The organism is Streptomyces racemochromogenes (assembly GCF_039535215.1).
Taxonomy (GTDB): Bacteria; Actinomycetota; Actinomycetes; order Streptomycetales; family Streptomycetaceae; genus Streptomyces; species Streptomyces racemochromogenes.
Window position 1 is genome coordinate 6,991,405 of sequence record NZ_BAAAWT010000001.1, and the last position, 17,260, is coordinate 7,008,664.

Below are 17,260 nucleotides of genomic sequence, written 5' to 3' on the forward strand. Positions count from 1 at the left end.
CGCCCCCGCGCACACCCACGGCCCCGGGCACGTACACGGCCCCGGCGCGGGCTACGTGCACGACCCCGTGGGGTCCGGGGCGGAGCCCCGGGGAACGGTGGAAGGGCGGGTAGGGGACAGCCCCGCAGGGCCCCCGCCCCCGGCCGCGCCGCACCCGGCCCCGGCCGACCCGCACCCGGCCCCGGAACCCCGCTGATGGACGCCCCCGCGGAACGCCGCCGCGTCACCGTCCGCGGCGTCGTACAGGGCGTCGGCTTCCGCCCCTACGTCTACACCCGCGCCACCGGACTCGGCCTCGCCGGCCACGTCACCAACACCCCCGACGGCGTCGTCGCCGAGATCGAGGGCACCCCCGCCGCCGTCGCCGCGTTCTGCGCACGCCTCGCCGCCGAGGCCCCGCCGCTCGCGGTCGTCGACACCGTCGACCACCACACCCTGCCCCCGGCCGGGGGAGCCGGCTTCGCGATCATCCCCTCCCGCACCACCGCCGGCCCCGCCCGCACCCTCGTCCCCCCGGACGTCGCCACCTGCGCCGACTGCCTCGCCGAACTCGCCGATCCGGCCGACCGCCGGCACCGCCACCCGTTCATCACCTGCACCCACTGCGGGCCCCGCTTCACCATCGTCACCGGACTCCCGTACGACCGGGCCCACACCACCATGGCCCGCTTCCCGATGTGCCCCGACTGCGCCCGCGAGTACGCCGACCCCGCCGACCGCCGCTTCCACGCCCAGCCCGTGGCCTGCCCGGCCTGCGGGCCCCGGCTGCGCCTGCTCACCGGGGCGCCGCCCCGCGAGGACCCCGCCGCCGACCCCGTCGCCGGGGCCCGCCGGCTCCTCGCCGAGGGGGCGGTCCTCGCCGTCAAGGGCCTCGGCGGCTACCACCTCGCCTGTGACGCCACCCGCCCCGCGGCCGTCGCCGAGCTGCGCCGCCGCAAGGACCGCGGGGACAAGCCGTTCGCCCTGATGGCCCGCTCCCTCCCCGACGTCGAACACCTCGCCGTCATCGGCCCCGCCGAACGGGCCCTGCTCACCGGCCCGGAGCGGCCCATCGTGCTGCTGCGCCGCCGCCCCGCGTCGGCCGCCGCCCTCGCCGCCGACGTCGCCCCGGGCAGCCCCGACCTGGGCGTGATGCTCCCCTACACGCCCGTGCACCACCTGCTGCTGGGCCTGCCCGGCGACCCGCCCGGGCCGCGGCTGCTCGTGATGACCAGCGGCAACCTCTCGGGGGAGCCCATCGTCACCGACGACGCCGAGGCCCTGGAGCGCCTGGCCCACCTCGCGGACGCCTGGCTCACCCACGACCGCCCCATCCACGTGCCCTGCGACGACTCCGTGGTGCGCGTCTGCGACGGCGAACCGCTGACCGTGCGCCGTTCCCGCGGCCACGCCCCCCTGCCGGTCGCGCTGCCGCTGCCGGTGCCGCCCACCCTCGCCGCCGGGGGCGACCTGAAGAACGCCTTCTGCCTCGGCGAGGGCCGCAAGGCCTGGCTGTCGGCGCACATCGGCGACATGGACGACCTGGCCACCCAGACCGCCTTCGAACGGGCCGAGCGGCAGCTGGAGTCCATCACCGGGGTGACGCCCGCCCTGTTCGCCGCCGACCGCCACCCCGGCTACCGCTCCACGGCCTGGGCGGCCCGCCACGCCGGCACCCGCCCCCTGGTCCGCGTCCAGCACCACCACGCCCACGTCGCCTCCGCCATGGCCGAACACGGCCTGGACGGCACCCGGCGCGTCATCGGGATCGCCTTCGACGGCACCGGCTACGGCGACGACGGCGCGGTCTGGGGCGGCGAGGTGCTGCTCGCCGACTACACCGGTGCCACCCGCTTCGCGCACCTCGCGTACGTCCCGCTGCCCGGCGGCGACGCCGCGGTGCGGCGCCCCTACCGGATGGCCGTGGCCCACCTGTGGGCCGCCGGCCTCGCCCGGACCCCGGACCTGCCCGCGGTGGCGGCCTGCCCGCCCGCCGAACTGCCGGTCCTGGAACGCCAGCTGGAGCGTGGCCTGAACTGCGCGCCCACCTCCAGCATGGGGCGCCTCTTCGACGCCGTCTCGTCCCTGGCCGGCGTCTGCCACCTCGCCGGCTACGAGGCGCAGGCCGCCGTCGAACTGGAGGCGGCCGCCCTCGCCGCCCCCGCCGGGGACCCGCACCCCGGCTACCGCTTCGCCCTGCACCCCCCGCCGCCCGGCACCCGGGGCCCGTACACGGCCGCCCCGGCGCCCGTCCTGGCGGCCGTCGCCGCCGACGTACGGGCGGGCACCCCGCCGGGGACGGTCGCGGCCCGCTTCCACGCCGCGGTCGCCGCCCTCGTCGCGGACGCCTGCCTCGCCGCCCGCGCGGCGCACGGCCTCGACACCGTCGCCCTGACCGGCGGGGTCATGGCCAACACCCTGCTCTCCGCGGCCTGTTCACGGCTGCTGCGGGAGCACGGCTTCACCGTACTGCGCCAGCACCGGGTCCCCCCGAACGACGGGGGACTGGCCCTCGGCCAGCTCATGGTGGCGGCGGCCACGGCCGCCCGCGCCACGGAACAACCACAGCAAGGAGGGGCCCATGTGCCTGGCGGTACCCGGCAGGGTGATTGACATCGGGGAGCGGGACGGCACCCGCATGGCCACCGTCGACTTCGGCGGCGTCGTCAAGGACGTGTGCCTGGAGTACCTGCCGGACCTGAGGGTCGGCGAGTACGCCATCGTCCACGTCGGCTTCGCCCTCCAGCGCCTGGACGAGGAGTCCGCGCTCAAGACCCTGGAACTCTTCGCCGAACTCGGCATGCTCCAGGAGGAGTTCGGCGACCCCTGGGAGCAGGCCGAACAGTTCGGCGGCGTCCCGGAGCCGGACCCCACCCACCCCGAAGACGTCCCGCGGGAGGCGGCGCAGCAGTGAAGTACATCGACGAGTTCCAGGACCCCGGCCTCGCCCGACGGCTGCTCGACGACATCCACGCCACCGTCACCCGCCCCTGGGCGCTGATGGAGGTCTGCGGCGGCCAGACCCACACCATCATCCGGCACGGCATCGACCAGCTCCTCCCCGACCAGGTCGAGCTGATCCACGGCCCCGGCTGCCCGGTGTGCGTGACCCCGCTCGAAGTCATCGACAAGGCCCTGGAGATCGCCTCCCGACCGGGCGTGATCTTCTGCTCCTTCGGCGACATGCTCCGCGTGCCCGGGACGGGCCGCGACCTCTTCCAGGTGCGCGGCGAAGGCGGCGACGTCCGCGTCGTCTACTCGCCGCTCGACGCCCTCGAGGTCGCCCGCCGCAACCCGGACCGCCAGGTGGTCTTCTTCGGCATCGGCTTCGAGACCACCGCCCCGCCCAACGCCATGACGGTGTACCAGGCCAAGAAGCACGGCATCACCAACTTCAGCCTGCTCGTCTCCCACGTCCGGGTCCCCCCGGCCATCGAGGCGATCATGAACTCGCCGAGCTGCCGGGTCCAGGCCTTCCTCGCCGCCGGGCACGTGTGCAGCGTCATGGGCACCACCGAGTACCCCGAACTGGCCGCCCGGTACCGCGTCCCCATCGTGGTCACCGGCTTCGAGCCGCTCGACATCCTGGAGGGCGTACGCCGCGCCGTGCGGCAGCTGGAGCGCGGCGAGCACACCGTCGACAACGCCTACGCGCGCGCCGTCCGCCCCGAGGGCAACCCGGCCGCCCTCGCCATGCTGGAGGACGTCTTCGAGGTCACCGACCGGGCCTGGCGCGGCATCGGCACCATCCCGGCCAGCGGCTGGCGGCTGTCGCCCCGCTACCGGGACTTCGACGCCGAACACCGCTTCTCGGTGACCGGGATCGACACCCGCGAGCCGGCCGCATGCCGCAGCGGCGAGGTCCTCCAGGGCCTGATCAAGCCGCACGAGTGCGAGGCCTTCGGCAAGGCCTGCACCCCGCGCACCCCGCTCGGCGCCACCATGGTCTCCAGCGAGGGCGCGTGCGCCGCGTACTACCTCTACCGGCGCCTGGAGATCCCGACCGCCAAGACGGCACCGCTGGAGGCGACCCCCGTTGTCTGACACCGCACTGGACGTCCCGGGCTGGACCTGTCCGGCCCCCCTGCGCGACCACCCCCGCGTGGTGATGGGCCACGGCGGCGGCGGCGCGCTCTCCGCCGAACTCGTCCGGCACGTCTTCGCCCCCGCCTTCGGCGGCGACGTCCTCGCCCAGCTCGGCGACTCCGCGACCCTGACCCTGGGCGGGGCCCGGCTGGCCTTCTCCACCGACTCGTACGTGGTGCGCCCGCTGTTCTTCCCCGGCGGCAGCATCGGCGACCTCGCCGTCAACGGCACCGTCAACGACCTCGCGATGAGCGGAGCCGTGGCCGCCTACCTGTCCTGCGGGTTCATCCTGGAGGAGGGCGTCGAGACCGCCACGGTCGCCCGGGTCGCCGAAGCCCTCGGCGCGGCCGCGCGCGCGGCGGGCGTGGAAGTGGCCACGGGGGACACCAAGGTCGTCGAAGTGGGCCACGGCGACGGCGTGTACGTCAACACCTCCGGCATCGGCCTCGTCCCCGACGGCGTGGACCTGCGGCCGCAGCGGGTCGTACCCGGCGACGTGGTCATCGTCAGCGGCGACATCGGGCTGCACGGGGTGGCCATCATGAGCGTCCGCGAGGGCCTCGGCTTCGAGGCGGACATCGTCAGCGACTGCGCGGCCCTCGGCGGCCTCGTGCAGTCGATGCTCGCCGTCACCCCCGACCTGCACGTGCTGCGCGACCCCACCCGAGGGGGACTCGCCGCCGCCCTCAACGAGATCGCGGCCGCCTCCGGCACCGGCGTCGTCGTCCAGGAGGGCCGGGTGCCGGTCCCCGACGCCGTGCGCAACGCCTGCGCGATCCTCGGCCTCGACCCCTTCTACGTGGCCAACGAGGGCAAGCTCGTCGCGTTCGTCCCCCGCGAGCACGCCGACGCCGTCCTCGACGCCATGCGGGCCCACCCGCTGGGCCGGCGGGCGGCCGTGATCGGCGAGGCGGTCGAGGAGCACCCCGGCATGGTCGTGGCCCGCACCGGCCTCGGCGGCACGCGCGTGGTCGACCTGCCGATCGGTGAGCAGCTGCCGAGGATCTGCTGACGCCGGCCCGCCCCGGCCCCCCGGGGCGGGTGCGCCGGGGTCAGGGCAGCTCGGGGATGAACGGCAGATAGTCCTCCGGGCCGTCCCACGGCACCACCGCGTAGCTCGCCTCGGGCAGCTCGTTCCACACGCCGGGGAGGTCTCCGAGCGGCTCGGAGACCACCAGCCGCGTCTCGTCGGACACCTCGCGCAGGTACGGCAGCTCCGGGTACAGCTGGCGCACCGTATCGGCCCGGCTGCTGTAGTACAGCGAACGCGACCTGCCCTGGCTGGAGTAGCGGAAGGCCCACACCCGCTCGCCCTCGCTGACCGCCACCGTCATCTGGAGCGGGTCCGCCACCCCGTGCTCCTTGCCGAGCCGTTCCACCAGGCCCGCCATCCGGGCGACCGCCCCCGGCGGGTCCTGGTCGAGGCCGAAGGTCACGGCCAGGTAGAACATCACCTCGGAGTCCGTCGAGCCCTCGATGCAGGGGAACAGCGCCGGGTCCACGGCCATGCACAGGTCGCGCTGGAGCCGGTGGAAGTCGGTGATCGCACCGTTGTGCATCCACAGCCAGCGGCCGTGCCGGAAGGGATGGCAGTTGGTCTGCTGGATCGCCGAACCCGTGGAGGCGCGGACGTGCGCGAAGAACAGCGGCGACCGCACGTGCGAGGCCAGCTCCCGCAGGTTCCGGTTGTTCCAGGCCGGGCCGATGTCACGGAACACCGCCGGGGTGCCGTCACCGTCGGTGCTGTACCAGCCGATGCCGAACCCGTCCCCGTTGGTGGACTCCACGCCCATCCGCGCGTGCAGGCTCTGGTCGATCAGCGAGTGTTCCGGCTGGTACAGGACGGCGTCGAGGAGCATGGGCGAGCCGGAGTAGGCGAGCCATCGACACATGTGCACCATCCCTCTCGTGCGCCACTCCGTCCGAGCCTAACGCCCCGCGCCGCCGCCCCGCCTGCCGTTGCGCCGGGCGGGTGGCACCGCCCGCGCCGGCCGCCACACCGGCGAACCTGGGAAGGGAGGAGCGCCCCTGTGGCCGTGGAGGCCGGGCACGGTCCGGCCATGCGGCGTATCGCGCCGCCCCGGGCCGCCGCGCCGTCACCGCCGCCCTCGCCCACCCCACCGCCGACACGATCTCCGCACCCTGGACACCCTCCGTGAACAGCCGACCCTCTGCGTCACCGTCCTGCTGTCCGTCGCCCTCGTCACCGGCGGTACGCGGGGGCACACGGGCAGCTCACCCCGGCGGCGGCTTCCGGGAAGGAGCGGCCTCGCCCGCCGGATGCACCTCGCCCACCCGTGGGACCGGGGCGCGCGGGCGCCGGGCCTAGAGCCGCTCCTCCATCCGGATCGCCGACTCCAGGTCCTCGTGGGCCCTGCCGTCCTTGCCCTCCCGCTCCTCCAGCAGCGCCGCGGCGATCGCGTCCAGCTTGCGCTGGACGGCGTGCTCGGCGCGCCGCTCGGAGTTCTTCAGCAGGGCCAGCAGCAGCAGGGACACCGCGCCGATCGAGTCGCCCGCCAGGTGCTGCCACTCCACGGGCAGCCCCAGCACGTGAACGACGACCAGGCAGCCCACCAGGGCCGCGCACAGGGCGGAGAAGACGGCGGAGCTGGTGAAGTTGGAGGCGAGCTCGGCCAGCCGCGCGAAGCGGCCGGCCCGCCCGCCGTCCTCGCTCTTCTCCGCCGGATGCCGGAAGACCATGCCGAACCCCTGCCCGCCCCGCCCCACCCCACACCTACCCGACGGGCACACCTTCCGACCGCACGCCTCCCAGCCGCCCCCTTCGGGCCCGGCGCCCTTCGGGCCCGGCGCCCTTCGGGCCGCGCGGCTTCTTCGTGGCCGGTTACCGGCCCGCCGCCGAGTCGTCCGGCCAGCCGTAGCCGGTCCGCGGCGCCGGGGGGACGGCGCCCAGCGCGGCCAGGTCCTTGTCCGCGGCCCGGCTCAGCTGGCCGGCCAGGTCCCGCATCGCGCGGCTCGCCGCCAGCTCGTCGCCGATCGCGGGGACCTCCACGTCCTGCGGATTGCAGCGGGCCCGGCCCCGCCCGACCAGGGTGTCCTTCCCGGTCTCCAGCACCGCCCGGGCCTTGGTCGTACCGTCCTCCTCGATGAGGTAGACGCCGACCTTCCATTCCTCGGCATGTGACATGGCGCGCCTCCTGACCTCCCGGAGCCTCCTGCTCCCAGGATCTCACCAGGACACGTACAGCTCCTGCGGCGACCGGTGGATCAGCGTGGGCCGCATGCGCGGCGGGCGCTGCCCCTCCAGCCGCAGCCCCGGCAGCCGGCGGACGAACAGGTCCAGGGTCAGGCGCAGTTGCTCGCGGGCCAGCCGGGAGCCGGGGCACCCGTGGGGCCCGTACCCGAAGGCCAGGTGGGGCCGGGCGGCGGCCCCGCGGCCCACGTCGAACTCGTCGGCGCGCTCGTGGCGCCGTTCGTCGCGGTTGGCCGACCCGTACGCCACCAGCACGGTCGCCCCGGCCGGCAGCCGGGTCCCGCCCAGCGTCACCGGGCGGGTGGTCCTGCGCCGGAAGGCCTGCACGGCCGCGTCGTGGCGCGCGGCCTCCTCCACCGCCGCCGGCACCAGGGACGGGTCGTCGCGGAGCATCCGCCACTGCCGCCGGTCGGAGAGCAGGTGCATCAGGGTGGTGGCGATGAGCGCACTGGTGGTGAGGAAGCCGGCGATCAGCAGGTTCTGCAGGCTCGCCACCAGCTCGTGGCGCTGCTCCACGGTCAGCTCCCCGGCCCCCGGGGCCAGCGCCGCGACCATGGCCGAACAGAGGTCGTCCCGGGGCCGCTCGCGCCGCGCGCGCACGTACCCGTCCAGCAGCCGTTGCAGCGCCACCACGTCCTCGGCGGCCGCCACCTGCTCCCGCGGCGACAGCGGCCGGAACACCAGCTCCTCCGCCCGGAAGCCCCCGTGCACGGCGGCCGGCACGTCCGCCGGGTCCAGCCCGATCAGCCGCCCGACCACCTGCCCCGGCAGCTGCCGCGCGTAGGCCCCCACCAGCTCGACCGGCCCGTACGCGGGCAGGCCGTCCACCAGCTCCCGCGCGCAGGCCCGGGCGTGCGGGAGCAGGGCCGCCACCCGGGCCGAGGACAGCCCCCGGTTCAGCGGGGCCCGGTGCCGGCGGTGGGCGGCGCCGTCCGAGGAGACGACCGTGGGCCGCGGCCCGAAACCGCCCGCCAGGACCGCGAGGACGGCGTCCGGCAGGGCCACGTCGGGGGTCAGGGCGTTCACGGAGGAGAAGTCCTCCGCGCGCAGCAGCACCTCCCGCACGTCCGGGTCGCGCGCCACCAGCCAGGCGTCGAACGCCGGCAGGTACGTCAGCCCCGCGGCACGGCGGGCCCGGGCGTACAGCGGGTACGGGTCGCGGTACAGCTCGTCGCGCCAGGCGTGTCCCGGCGGCGGCTCGGGCGGGGTCACACGCGACCCCCGTGGGACGCGGGCGCCAGGCGCGCCGGGGCGGGACCGTCCGGCCGGACCGTGAGGCCGTACGCGGCCCCGGTGGGAGCGGAGTCGAACACCGGCACGTGGCGGGGCAGCAGCAGCTCCAGCAGGGCCACCGACTCGCGCAGGGCGAACTGGGTGCCCAGGCAGGCCCGGGGCCCCATGCCGAAGGGCAGGTACGCGCCCTGCCGGGCGGGCCGGCCGCCCGGAGCGGTGAACCGCCGCGGGTCGAAGCGCTCGGGCTCCGGCCACAGCTGCGGATCGCGGTGCGTCAGGTACGGGCAGACCAGAAGGTCCGTCCCCGCCGGGACGGCGTGGCCGGCGACGGTGTCGGCGACGGCCGCGTGCCGGGGCAGGATCCAGGCCGACGGGTAGAGCCGCAGCGTCTCGCTGACCAGTGCCCGCACCGCCTCCCGGCGCTCCGGCGAGCCCTCCGGCCCGGCCGCCAGCGCCTCCTCGCGGGCCCCGGGGTGGCGGTCCAGGAGCAGGTACAGCCAGGTCAGGGTGGTGGCGGTGGTCTCGTGCCCGGCGACCAGCAGCGTCACCAGCTCGTCCCGCAGCAGCCGGTCCGTGTACTGCGGGTACGTGCCGGACGCGTCCACCAGCACCCGCAGCAGCCCCGGCCCCTCCGGGCCCGCCTCCCCGTCCCGGGCGGCGGCCACGGCCCGCCGGGCGACCGCGTCGATCCGGGCCAGGTCGGCGGCCACCGAACCCCGCGCCCGGGCCTCGTCGGCGGGCAGGCTCGGCAGCACCGCCACCACGGCCGCCACGGCGGTCAGTTCCCGCGCGGTGGCCTCGTCCAGGGGGTGGCCGGTGAGCGCGCGCCAGATGGTGTCCAGGGCGAAGCGGCGCATCTCCTCGCCGACGTCGAAGACCTCCCCGCTCCGTGCGTACCCGGCCCACCGCTGCGCCGTGGTGCGGGCCGCCGCGGCGATCCGCCGCTCGTAGCGGCGCATGCCCGTACCGGTGAACTGCGACTGGAGGAGCCTGCGCTGCCGCTGCCAGGCGTCCCCCGTCGCGGCCAGCAGCCCGTCACCGATCAGCAGGCGGGCCCGGTGCGAGCGCTTGACGTACCCGTCGGGATTGCGGGCCAGTACGTGCTGCACGGCCTCCGGCCCGGTCACCAGCACGGTGGGCTCCGGCCCGATCCGCACGGCGGCGAGGCCTCCGAGCCGCTCCCGCGCCAGCCCCAGCAGCTCGATCAGCTCGCCCCCTCCGGCCCGCCACCGCTCCACCTCGGCGGAGTCGAGCTCGGGCACCGGCGGGGCGGACCGGCCGGTAACGGCGTGTGTGGCCAAGGCTGTTCTCCTGTCCGGCAGAAGTCGGGCAGCACGGACTGTACGCGGCCGCGCGCCGCCGTACGAGGGCGCGTTGAGCCGACCTGGCGCGACTGCTCCCGGAGTCGTCCGACGACGGGGACGCACCGCTGTCTGCCATCGGTGAACACCACCCCGAGCGGGCGAAACGTTCGTTACCGTCGGCCGCATGACGACGGTCACCACCCGTACGGTCGCATACCCGGCCGACGACCTGACGATGGTCGGGCACCTCGCGCTCCCGGCCGGTGCCGGTCCCCGGCCCGCGGTCCTGATCGGACCCGAGGGGATGGGGCTCAGCGATGTCGAGCGCCGCCGGGCCGAGGCTCTGGCCGAACTCGGCTACGTGGCGCTGGCCTTCGACCTCCACGGCGGACGCTACCTGGAGGACCCGCAGGACATGCTGGCCCGTTGCCTGCCGCTGCTCGCCGATCCCGACCGCATGCGGGGCATCGGTCACGCCGCGCTCGACGTGCTGCGCGCCGAACCGCGGGCCGACCCCGACCGGACCGCCGCCATCGGCTACGGCACCGGGGGCGCGGTCGCCCTGGAACTCGGTCGCGACGGCGTCGGCCTGCGCGCGATCGGGACGGTCAACGCGGTGACCACGGGCCGGCCGGGTGAGGCGGCACGCATCCGCTGCCCGGTATGGGCCGGGGTCGGGTCGGAAGACCCGATCATGCCGCCCGCACAACGGGAGGCGTTCACCGCGGAGATGCAGTCCGCGGGGGTCGACTGGCGCCTCGTGGTCTACGGGGGAGCCCTTCACGCCTTCCACCACCCGCCGGTCGGCCACGCCGCGCCGCCCGGCGTCGGTCACCACCCACGGCACGCACAGCGGGCCTGGCGCGACATCGTCGCCCTGCTCGCCGAGTGCATGCCGGTCGGGGACTGACCCGTTCGGCACGGCGACGGCATACTTCGACGATGATCCCCGACGACTTCCGGCCCATCGGGCGCGACCACCCGGACTTCCTGCCGCTGCCCGAGCGCGTCGACCTGGACGCGGCCCACCTGCTCGGGCCGGCCGCCGCCGTCGAGGCCAAGTGGGAGCAGATGGCCCGCTCCTGGAGGTGGTACGCCGAGTACGCCGTGCTCCGGAGCCCGAGCAGGGTCTACCCGCGCATCGTCGAGCTCGTCGCGGCGGCCCGGGCCGTTCCGGAGCTGCGGCGGCTGTACCCGTACACCAGCCACATGATCCTGAAGTTCAGCTCCACCACCACGATCCCCTACGAGGTGCGGCTCCCGTCGGTCGAGCCGCTGGCCGACGGGCGCTTCCGCGTCCGGCACGGCCGGGTGCTCGGCGAGTGCGACGGCCCCGGGGAAGCGCTGGCCCTCGTCCTGGCCCACGCCCCGCCCGGCCTCGGCCCGGCCGTGCGGGGCGAGGCCGGCCGCGGACGCTGAGCAGGGCGAAAGCCCCGGGCCCGCCGGCCCGGGGCTTTCGTCGTCATGCCGTTCGGAGCGTTCAGACCAGGTCGAACCGGTCCAGGTCCATGACCTTGCTCCACGCGGCGGCGAAGTCCTCCACGAACTTGCGCTTCGCGTCGTCGCTCGCGTACACCTCGGCCACCGCCCGCAGCTCGGAGTTCGAGCCGAAGACGAGGTCGGCGCGGGTGCCCGTCCACTTGAGGGCGCCCGTCGAGGCGTCGCGGCCCTCGAAGGTGTTCTGGTCCGCCGAGGTCGGCTTCCACGTCGTCCCCAGGTCGAGCAGGTTGACGAAGAAGTCGTTGGTCAGCGTGCCGGGGGTGTCGGTGAACACGCCCAGCTCGGACTGCTGGTGGTTCGCGCCCAGCACGCGCAGGCCGCCGACGAGGACGGTCAGCTCGGGCGCGGACAGGTTCAGCAGGTTCGCCCGGTCCACCAGCAGGTACTCGGCCGGCAGGCGGTTGCCCTTGCCGAGGTAGTTGCGGAAGCCGTCGGCGGCGGGCTCCAGCGCCGCGAAGGACTCGACGTCGGTCTGCTCCTGGGTGGCGTCCACGCGGCCCGGGGTGAAGGCCACCTCGACCTGGTGGCCGGCGTCCTTGGCGGCCTGCTCGACGGCGGCGGTGCCGGCCAGCACGATCAGGTCGGCCAGGGAGACCCGCTTGCCGCCGGTCTGGGCGGAGTTGAAGGACTCCTGGACGCCCTCCAGGACGCGCAGCACCGCGGCGAGCTGGTCGGGCTCGTTGACCTCCCAGCCGGCCTGCGGCTGGAGGCGGATACGGGCACCGTTGGCGCCGCCGCGCTTGTCGCTGCCGCGGAAGGACGAGGCGGACGCCCAGGCCACGGAGACCAGCTGGGACACCGTCAGGTCGGTGCCGAGGATCCGCTCCTTGAGGGAGGCGATGTCCGCGGCGTCGATCACCTCGTGGTCGAGGGCCGGCAGCGGGTCCTGCCACAGCAGGGTCTCCGACGGGACCTCGGGGCCGAGGTAGCGCACGACGGGACCGAGGTCGCGGTGGGTCAGCTTGAACCAGGCGCGGGCGAAGGCGTCCGCGAACTGGTCGGGGTTCTCCAGGAAGCGGCGCGAGATCTGCTCGTAGGCGGGGTCGAAGCGCAGCGCGAGGTCCGTCGTCAGCATCGTCGGAGCGTGGCTCTTGGACGGGTCGTGGGCGTCCGGGATGGTGCCGGCGCCCGCGCCGTCCTTGGCGACCCACTGCTGAGCGCCGGCCGGGCTCGTGGTCAGCTCGTACTCGAAGCCGAACAGGTTCTCGAAGAAGTTGTTGCTCCACCGCGTCGGCGTCGTGGTCCAGGTGACCTCGAGACCGCTGGTGATGGTGTCGGCGCCCTTGCCGGAGCCGTACGTGTTCTGCCAGCCGAAGCCCTGGGCCTCCAGCGGGGCCGCCTCGGGGTCGACGCCCACGTGGTCGGCGGGGCCGGCGCCGTGCGCCTTGCCGAAGGTGTGGCCGCCGGCTATCAGCGCGACCGTCTCCTCGTCGTTCATCGCCATCCGGCGGAACGTCTCGCGGATGTCGCGGGCCGCGGCCAGCGGGTCCGGGTTCCCGTTCGGGCCCTCGGGGTTGACGTAGATCAGGCCCATCTGGACGGCGCCGAGCGGGCTCTCGAGCTCGCGGTCGCCCGTGTAGCGCTGGTCGTCGAGCCAGGTGGTCTCGGGACCCCAGTAGACGTCCTCGTCGGGCTCCCACACGTCGGCGCGGCCGCCGGCGAAGCCGAAGGTCTCGAAGCCCATCGACTCCAGGGCGACGTTGCCCGTCAGGATGAGGAGGTCGGCCCAGGACAGGCTCTGCCCGTACTTCTTCTTGACGGGCCACAGCAGCCGGCGGGCCTTGTCCAGGTTGGCGTTGTCCGGCCAGCTGTTGAGGGGGGCGAAGCGCTGCTGGCCGGCGCCGGCACCGCCGCGGCCGTCGCTGATCCGGTAGGTGCCGGCGCTGTGCCACGCCATGCGGATCATGAACGGGCCGTAGTGGCCGAAGTCGGCCGGCCACCAGTCCTGCGATGTGGTCAGGACCTCCTCGATGTCCCGCTTCACGGCGGCGAGGTCGAGGGTCTGGAACGCCTCGGCGTAGTCGAACCCCTCGCCGAGCGGGTTGGCCACGGCGGGGTTCTTGGCGAGGATCTTCAGATTGAGGCGCTCGGGCCACCACTGGCGGTTTCCGCCGCCCTGGGTCGGGTGTGCGGCGCGCTCGTGCGCGACCGGGCAGCCGCCCGCACCCTCTGCTTTCGCGTCTGCGACGACTGCGTCATGGTTCTCAGACATGCAAATCCTTCCGGACCAGGCGGATCACGCTGTTCAGGAACGGTCGTTCTCAACCCTTGGCTATCAACGCGTCAGATCCTACGATGGACACAGTCTAAGTCAAGACGTAGACCAAGCCCGGACCTGAGGAGGGTGAGCCGACGATGAGCGACCTGCTGGAACGGCTGCGCAGGCGCGGCTGGCGGATGACGTCCCAGAGGCGCGTCGTCGCGGAGGTCCTGGACGGCGAGCACGTGCACCTCACCGCCGACGAGGTGCACGCCCGGGCCGTGGACCGGCTCCCCGAGATCTCCCGCGCCACCGTATACAACGCCCTGGGGGAGCTGGTCGCCCTCGGGGAGGTGGCGGAGGTCTCCACCGACGGCCGGGCCAAGCGCTACGACCCCAACGCGCACCACCCGCACCACCACCTCGTCTGCTCCGGCTGCGGCCTCATCCGGGACGTCCACCCCGCCGGGAACCCGCTGTCCGACCTCCCGGCGGGCGAGCGCTTCGGCTTCTCGGTGTCCGGGGCCGAGATCACCTACCGGGGGCTGTGCCCGAACTGCGCCGCCTGACGTCCCGCCCGGCCGGCCCCGGCGCTCCACCGGTGCTCCACCGGTCCTCCGGCGGAGCACCGCCGCAGTCCTAGCGGTACGCGGCGAACGCCTTCGTGAAGGCCAGCGGTTCCTGGAGGACCGAGCTGCAGGTGGCGTCGGCGTGCCCGAGGGCGCCCGCCGCGCACTGGCGGTCGCGCGCCGACGACCACATCGCCAGCCGCCCGATCCCCTTCGCCTGGGCGAAGCGCACGAGTTCCGCCGCGTCCGCCACGCCGAAGACCTCGCTCGCCACGTCGTTGACGCCGATCATCGGGGTGACCGCCAGCGCCTTCCAGGCGGCCGCGTCGGAGAGCCCGAGCACGCCCTTGAGCTGGGCCTGCGTCGCGGTCGCCGCCTGGACCGCGTACTGGCCCATGTCCCCGGAGTACGCCGGCCCGTAGTCCATGGCCATGATGTTCACGGCGCCGATGCGTACGCCGTTCCTCGCGGCGTCCGCCAGCAGGGCCACGCCCGGCTGGGTCAGCCCCTCCGGCATCACCGGCAGCGTGAAGGCCACGTCGAGGCCGGGGTGGGACTTCTGCAGCCGGGCTATCGCCTGCGCGCGGCGGGTGTTGGCGGCGGTGTCGGGCAGGGCGGCGCCCTCGATGTCGAAGTCGACCTTGGTGAGCCGGTAGGCGTCGACCACCTTCCCGTACGCGGCGGCCAGTTCGTCGGCGGTGGCGCAGTTCAGGGCCAGCTCGCGCCCGGCGGCGCCGCCGAACGACACCCGCACGTCGCCGCCGGCCTTGCGCAGCGCGCCGATCTGGCCCGCCACCTTGTCGTCCGCGAGCGGTGTGATCCCGCCCCACAGTGGCGAGCAGCCGCCGCCGGCGGTGACGAAGGCGAGGTGGAACTCCTTGACCCCGGTCCGGGCCGCGGTGTCGAGCAGGTCGTACGCGGGGTACAGAGAGGTGTCCACGTACGGGGCGAACCGCGCGCCGCCGGCGGGGGCGCCGGTCGGCGCGGGCGTCGCCGTGGGGGAGGGCGGGACCACCGGGCCGGCGGTGGCGGTGGCGGTCGCCGTGGCCGTGGCCGTCGGCGCGGCGGTGGGCGTCGCGGTCGGCGCCGTCGTCGGCCGGCCGCTCGGCTGCGGCGTGGCGCCCTGGTCCACCGAGCACTTGACGGCGTTGATCAGGCAGCGGGTGGGGTCGCCCGGCGTCCCCGCGCCCGAGCCGCTCGCCACGAACCCGACGGTGACGGACGCCCCCGGCGCCAGCACCCCGTTCCAGGCGGCGGGCTTGACGGTGACGCGCTGCCCGTCGACCGTGTGGGTCCCGTTCCACAGCGAGCCGATCCGCACCCCGGCCGGCAGGTCGAACTGGAGCGTCCAGCCGGCCAGTTCCCGGCCGGTGCCGTTGGTGATCACGTACTGGGCGGTGTAGCCGCCGCTCCAGGAACTGGACTTGGTGTACACGGCCCCGACGGAAGTGGCCTGGGCCGTGCCGGTGAACGCGAAGGCCGCGCCCCCCAGCACCGCCGCCACCACCACCGCTCCCGCGGCCTTCGCCCTGCCGCTCGCCCTGCGCCGGTGTCCGCCCGTGCTGCTGCCCATGGAGTGCCTGCCTTCGTATGACCGGGAGTTGGTACGGGGCAGCACGCTAGCCCTCTGCAAACGGACATTCGTTCGCTTCGGGGCGCCGGCGACGAACCTTAGGTTCCGCTTAAGGCAGGCATAGGGAGGGCATCAGCCAGTGCGTGCCGGACGGCACGTCGAGACCTGCGGCGCGGCTGTGCCACGTCCGGGGAAGTCCGCCGGGCTGGGTCCCGCAGGGGAGGCCCTTCACGTACGAGCACCCCGGGCCGTATTGGCGCCGACTGCGATGGACGACGCTGTACGACCACCCTGAGGAGGACGGCTGGAGCCCGTCCAGCCTCTGGCCGCGGGACCGGTCCTGGGTCGTGTGCACGGACTACGACCCCTGGGCGACCAAGCTGGCCGGCCCAGCCGCGCTGACCGAAGCCCTCCTCAACGACGTGGACATGGAAGCCGTACGGCTTCCATGGGCTACCTGACTCGCCGGGGCGGAGCTGTGCATGGGGGTTGTCCACCGCGCTGCCGCTCGATCGTCTCGATGGATGAAGCAGCAAACGGGGACGGCAAGGTGGTCGCGCCCCTTCAGCCCGCCGGGTGCGAACGCTGGGGCCACCGGATGGGGTGGCCGTCGGGCCCGTCGGTGAGCCAGGAGCCGTCACCCAGTGGCTTCAACTCGTACGGGTTGGTCGCCTCGATGGCAATCTCGCCGCAGGCCGTACCCGAGCTCACGTCCACCAGGTGGTGGCGGAACCACTCCTCCTCGTCCTCGCTCTCACCGCCCAGGGTGACGACGGCCGTGTCCGGGGTCAGGTAGCCACCGCACCATTCCACGAACGTTTCCTCCGGGTCGTATCCGAAGGCCTCGACGGAGAGGGTGAACAGCGTGTCCCCGCTGGGGTGCTGGTGGAAGGAGACGTCCTGCTGCCCGTGGTCGACGGTCATGAACTGCTGTCCGCCGGGCGCCAGGTCGATCAGGCAGCGGTCCCACCACGGGAAGGTCACGAACTCCGGCTCGCCATCGGCCACGGCCGTGCCCCGGAGAACGACGGCGCCGTCCTGGCCCTCACCGACATCGAGGTAGATGCTGCCGTCCACGGGATGCACGTGGTGGCCGGCGCCGTGCCCGACCGTCTCCAGCTCTCGGCAGGCGAGGACGCGCCCGCTGTCGGCGTCGTGCAAAACCCACTGGTCTCCGCCACGTCCCGCCATCGCGTCCGGCCGGTAGACCCAGACAGTCCGCCCGTCCAGCGACAACACACACCCGGGCCGGTGGCCATGGCGTACGTCGGAACGCGGCTCGAAATCCGACGCCCACAACAGGTCACCGGCACGCGTGAGGCAGACGACCCCGTTCAGGGTCGTGTACACCACGCGCTCCATATCGGGCCTTGCCACCGACTCCACAACCTCGTCTCCGGCCCGCGGCCGGAAGACCGCCGCCGGCTCCAGCGTCCCGAAAGCGCCGGGGTGCGTCAGATAGGCACGGATCTGCCCGTCGCGGTGGCGTGTGATGACCTTCGGAGGGGGTGCAGGAATCATCTGCTGAGGCTAACGCCCTGGTCAGACAATTGAGAGTCGGGATGACCGCGGACATCTACCGTGCCCAGTCACACCGGTGGGAGC

Annotated in this window: 15 protein-coding genes; 7 read left to right on the forward strand and 8 right to left on the reverse strand. The window is 74.3% G+C overall.

The window, feature by feature from the left end; all coding sequences use genetic code 11:
- Positions 1-195: 195 nt before the first annotated feature.
- Genes hypF through hypE form a run of 4 tightly spaced genes read left to right on the forward strand, consistent with a single transcriptional unit; the run spans position 196 to position 5,077 of the window.
- A complete protein-coding gene (hypF, locus tag ABD973_RS32335) occupies positions 196-2,592 on the forward strand; it encodes a carbamoyltransferase HypF (RefSeq protein WP_345503759.1) in 2,397 nt (798 codons plus the stop codon).
- Positions 2,561-2,893 carry a HypC/HybG/HupF family hydrogenase formation chaperone gene (locus ABD973_RS32340; protein ID WP_125603789.1) on the forward strand — a complete coding sequence of 111 codons (333 nt, stop codon included), beginning with the start codon at positions 2,561-2,563 and terminating at the stop codon, positions 2,891-2,893. The genes hypF and ABD973_RS32340 overlap by 32 nt, the downstream gene beginning before the upstream one ends.
- Complete coding sequence (hypD, locus tag ABD973_RS32345) at positions 2,890-4,023, forward strand: hydrogenase formation protein HypD (protein WP_125819861.1); 1,134 nt, start codon at positions 2,890-2,892, stop codon at positions 4,021-4,023. The genes ABD973_RS32340 and hypD overlap by 4 nt, the downstream gene beginning before the upstream one ends.
- Positions 4,016-5,077 carry a hydrogenase expression/formation protein HypE gene (hypE, locus tag ABD973_RS32350; RefSeq protein WP_125819860.1) on the forward strand — a complete coding sequence of 354 codons (1,062 nt, stop codon included), beginning with the start codon at positions 4,016-4,018 and terminating at the stop codon, positions 5,075-5,077. Before hypD ends, hypE begins: the two co-directional genes overlap by 8 nt.
- Before the next feature lie 40 nt (positions 5,078-5,117).
- Here the strand turns inward: hypE and ABD973_RS32355 are convergent, their stop codons facing one another.
- The 5 genes from ABD973_RS32355 to ABD973_RS32375 form a co-directional block, all read right to left on the reverse strand.
- A complete protein-coding gene (locus ABD973_RS32355) occupies positions 5,118-5,957 on the reverse strand; it encodes a class II glutamine amidotransferase (RefSeq protein WP_125603792.1) in 840 nt (279 codons plus the stop codon).
- 433 nt (positions 5,958-6,390) lie between these two features.
- Entirely contained in the window at positions 6,391-6,765 is a 375-nt protein-coding gene (locus ABD973_RS32360) for a hypothetical protein (RefSeq protein ID WP_345503763.1), read from the reverse strand.
- Between the two features lie 142 nt (positions 6,766-6,907).
- On the reverse strand, positions 6,908-7,210 hold the full coding sequence (locus ABD973_RS32365; RefSeq protein WP_345503765.1) for a DUF1876 domain-containing protein: 303 nt from the start codon (positions 7,208-7,210) through the stop codon (positions 6,908-6,910).
- A gap of 42 nt (positions 7,211-7,252) precedes the next feature.
- Complete coding sequence (locus tag ABD973_RS32370; RefSeq protein WP_345503767.1) at positions 7,253-8,488, reverse strand: cytochrome P450; 1,236 nt, start codon at positions 8,486-8,488, stop codon at positions 7,253-7,255.
- Positions 8,485-9,810: a cytochrome P450 gene (locus tag ABD973_RS32375; RefSeq protein ID WP_345503769.1), complete on the reverse strand. Its 1,326-nt coding sequence runs from the start codon at positions 9,808-9,810 to the stop codon at positions 8,485-8,487. Before ABD973_RS32375 ends, ABD973_RS32370 begins: the two co-directional genes overlap by 4 nt.
- A 187-nt stretch (positions 9,811-9,997) precedes the next feature.
- On the opposite strand from ABD973_RS32375, the gene ABD973_RS32380 reads away from it, so the two are divergent.
- Both ABD973_RS32380 and ABD973_RS32385 read left to right on the forward strand, forming a co-directional pair.
- The gene (locus tag ABD973_RS32380; RefSeq protein ID WP_125819855.1) at positions 9,998-10,723 is read left to right on the forward strand and encodes a dienelactone hydrolase family protein; all 726 of its coding nucleotides are present in this window, start codon (positions 9,998-10,000) and stop codon (positions 10,721-10,723) included.
- Between the two features lie 32 nt (positions 10,724-10,755).
- Positions 10,756-11,232: a DUF6193 family natural product biosynthesis protein gene (locus tag ABD973_RS32385; RefSeq protein ID WP_345503771.1), complete on the forward strand. Its 477-nt coding sequence runs from the start codon at positions 10,756-10,758 to the stop codon at positions 11,230-11,232.
- 61 nt (positions 11,233-11,293) lie between these two features.
- Here ABD973_RS32385 and katG read toward each other — a convergent pair whose 3' ends face one another.
- On the reverse strand, positions 11,294-13,525 hold the full coding sequence (katG, locus tag ABD973_RS32390) for a catalase/peroxidase HPI (RefSeq protein WP_345503773.1): 2,232 nt from the start codon (positions 13,523-13,525) through the stop codon (positions 11,294-11,296).
- 143 nt (positions 13,526-13,668) lie between these two features.
- On the opposite strand from katG, the gene ABD973_RS32395 reads away from it, so the two are divergent.
- Positions 13,669-14,082 (forward strand): Fur family transcriptional regulator, encoded by a 414-nt coding sequence (locus tag ABD973_RS32395; protein WP_125603716.1) that lies wholly within the window; start codon positions 13,669-13,671, stop codon positions 14,080-14,082.
- Positions 14,083-14,152: 70 nt separating this feature from the next.
- Here the strand turns inward: ABD973_RS32395 and ABD973_RS32400 are convergent, their stop codons facing one another.
- Both ABD973_RS32400 and ABD973_RS32405 read right to left on the reverse strand, forming a co-directional pair.
- Positions 14,153-15,655, reverse strand: coding sequence for a glycoside hydrolase family 18 protein (locus tag ABD973_RS32400; protein WP_345503775.1), 1,503 nt, complete (start codon positions 15,653-15,655; stop codon positions 14,153-14,155).
- 564 nt (positions 15,656-16,219) lie between these two features.
- Positions 16,220-17,176 (reverse strand): hypothetical protein, encoded by a 957-nt coding sequence (locus ABD973_RS32405; RefSeq protein ID WP_345503777.1) that lies wholly within the window; start codon positions 17,174-17,176, stop codon positions 16,220-16,222.
- Positions 17,177-17,260 lie beyond the last annotated feature (84 nt).

Coding starts and splice junctions, on each gene's coding strand:
- hypF (WP_345503759.1), top strand. CDS start 196: ATGGACGCCCCCGCGGAACGCCGCCGCGTCACCGTCCGCGGCGTCGTA.
- ABD973_RS32340 (WP_125603789.1), top strand. CDS start 2,561: ATGTGCCTGGCGGTACCCGGCAGGGTGATTGACATCGGGGAGCGGGAC.
- ABD973_RS32355 (WP_125603792.1), bottom strand. CDS start 5,957: ATGTGTCGATGGCTCGCCTACTCCGGCTCGCCCATGCTCCTCGACGCC.
- ABD973_RS32360 (WP_345503763.1), bottom strand. CDS start 6,765: ATGGTCTTCCGGCATCCGGCGGAGAAGAGCGAGGACGGCGGGCGGGCC.
- ABD973_RS32365 (WP_345503765.1), bottom strand. CDS start 7,210: ATGTCACATGCCGAGGAATGGAAGGTCGGCGTCTACCTCATCGAGGAG.
- ABD973_RS32380 (WP_125819855.1), top strand. CDS start 9,998: ATGACGACGGTCACCACCCGTACGGTCGCATACCCGGCCGACGACCTG.
- ABD973_RS32385 (WP_345503771.1), top strand. CDS start 10,756: ATGATCCCCGACGACTTCCGGCCCATCGGGCGCGACCACCCGGACTTC.
- katG (WP_345503773.1), bottom strand. CDS start 13,525: ATGTCTGAGAACCATGACGCAGTCGTCGCAGACGCGAAAGCAGAGGGT.
- ABD973_RS32395 (WP_125603716.1), top strand. CDS start 13,669: ATGAGCGACCTGCTGGAACGGCTGCGCAGGCGCGGCTGGCGGATGACG.
- ABD973_RS32400 (WP_345503775.1), bottom strand. CDS start 15,655: ATGGGCAGCAGCACGGGCGGACACCGGCGCAGGGCGAGCGGCAGGGCG.
- ABD973_RS32405 (WP_345503777.1), bottom strand. CDS start 17,176: ATGATTCCTGCACCCCCTCCGAAGGTCATCACACGCCACCGCGACGGG.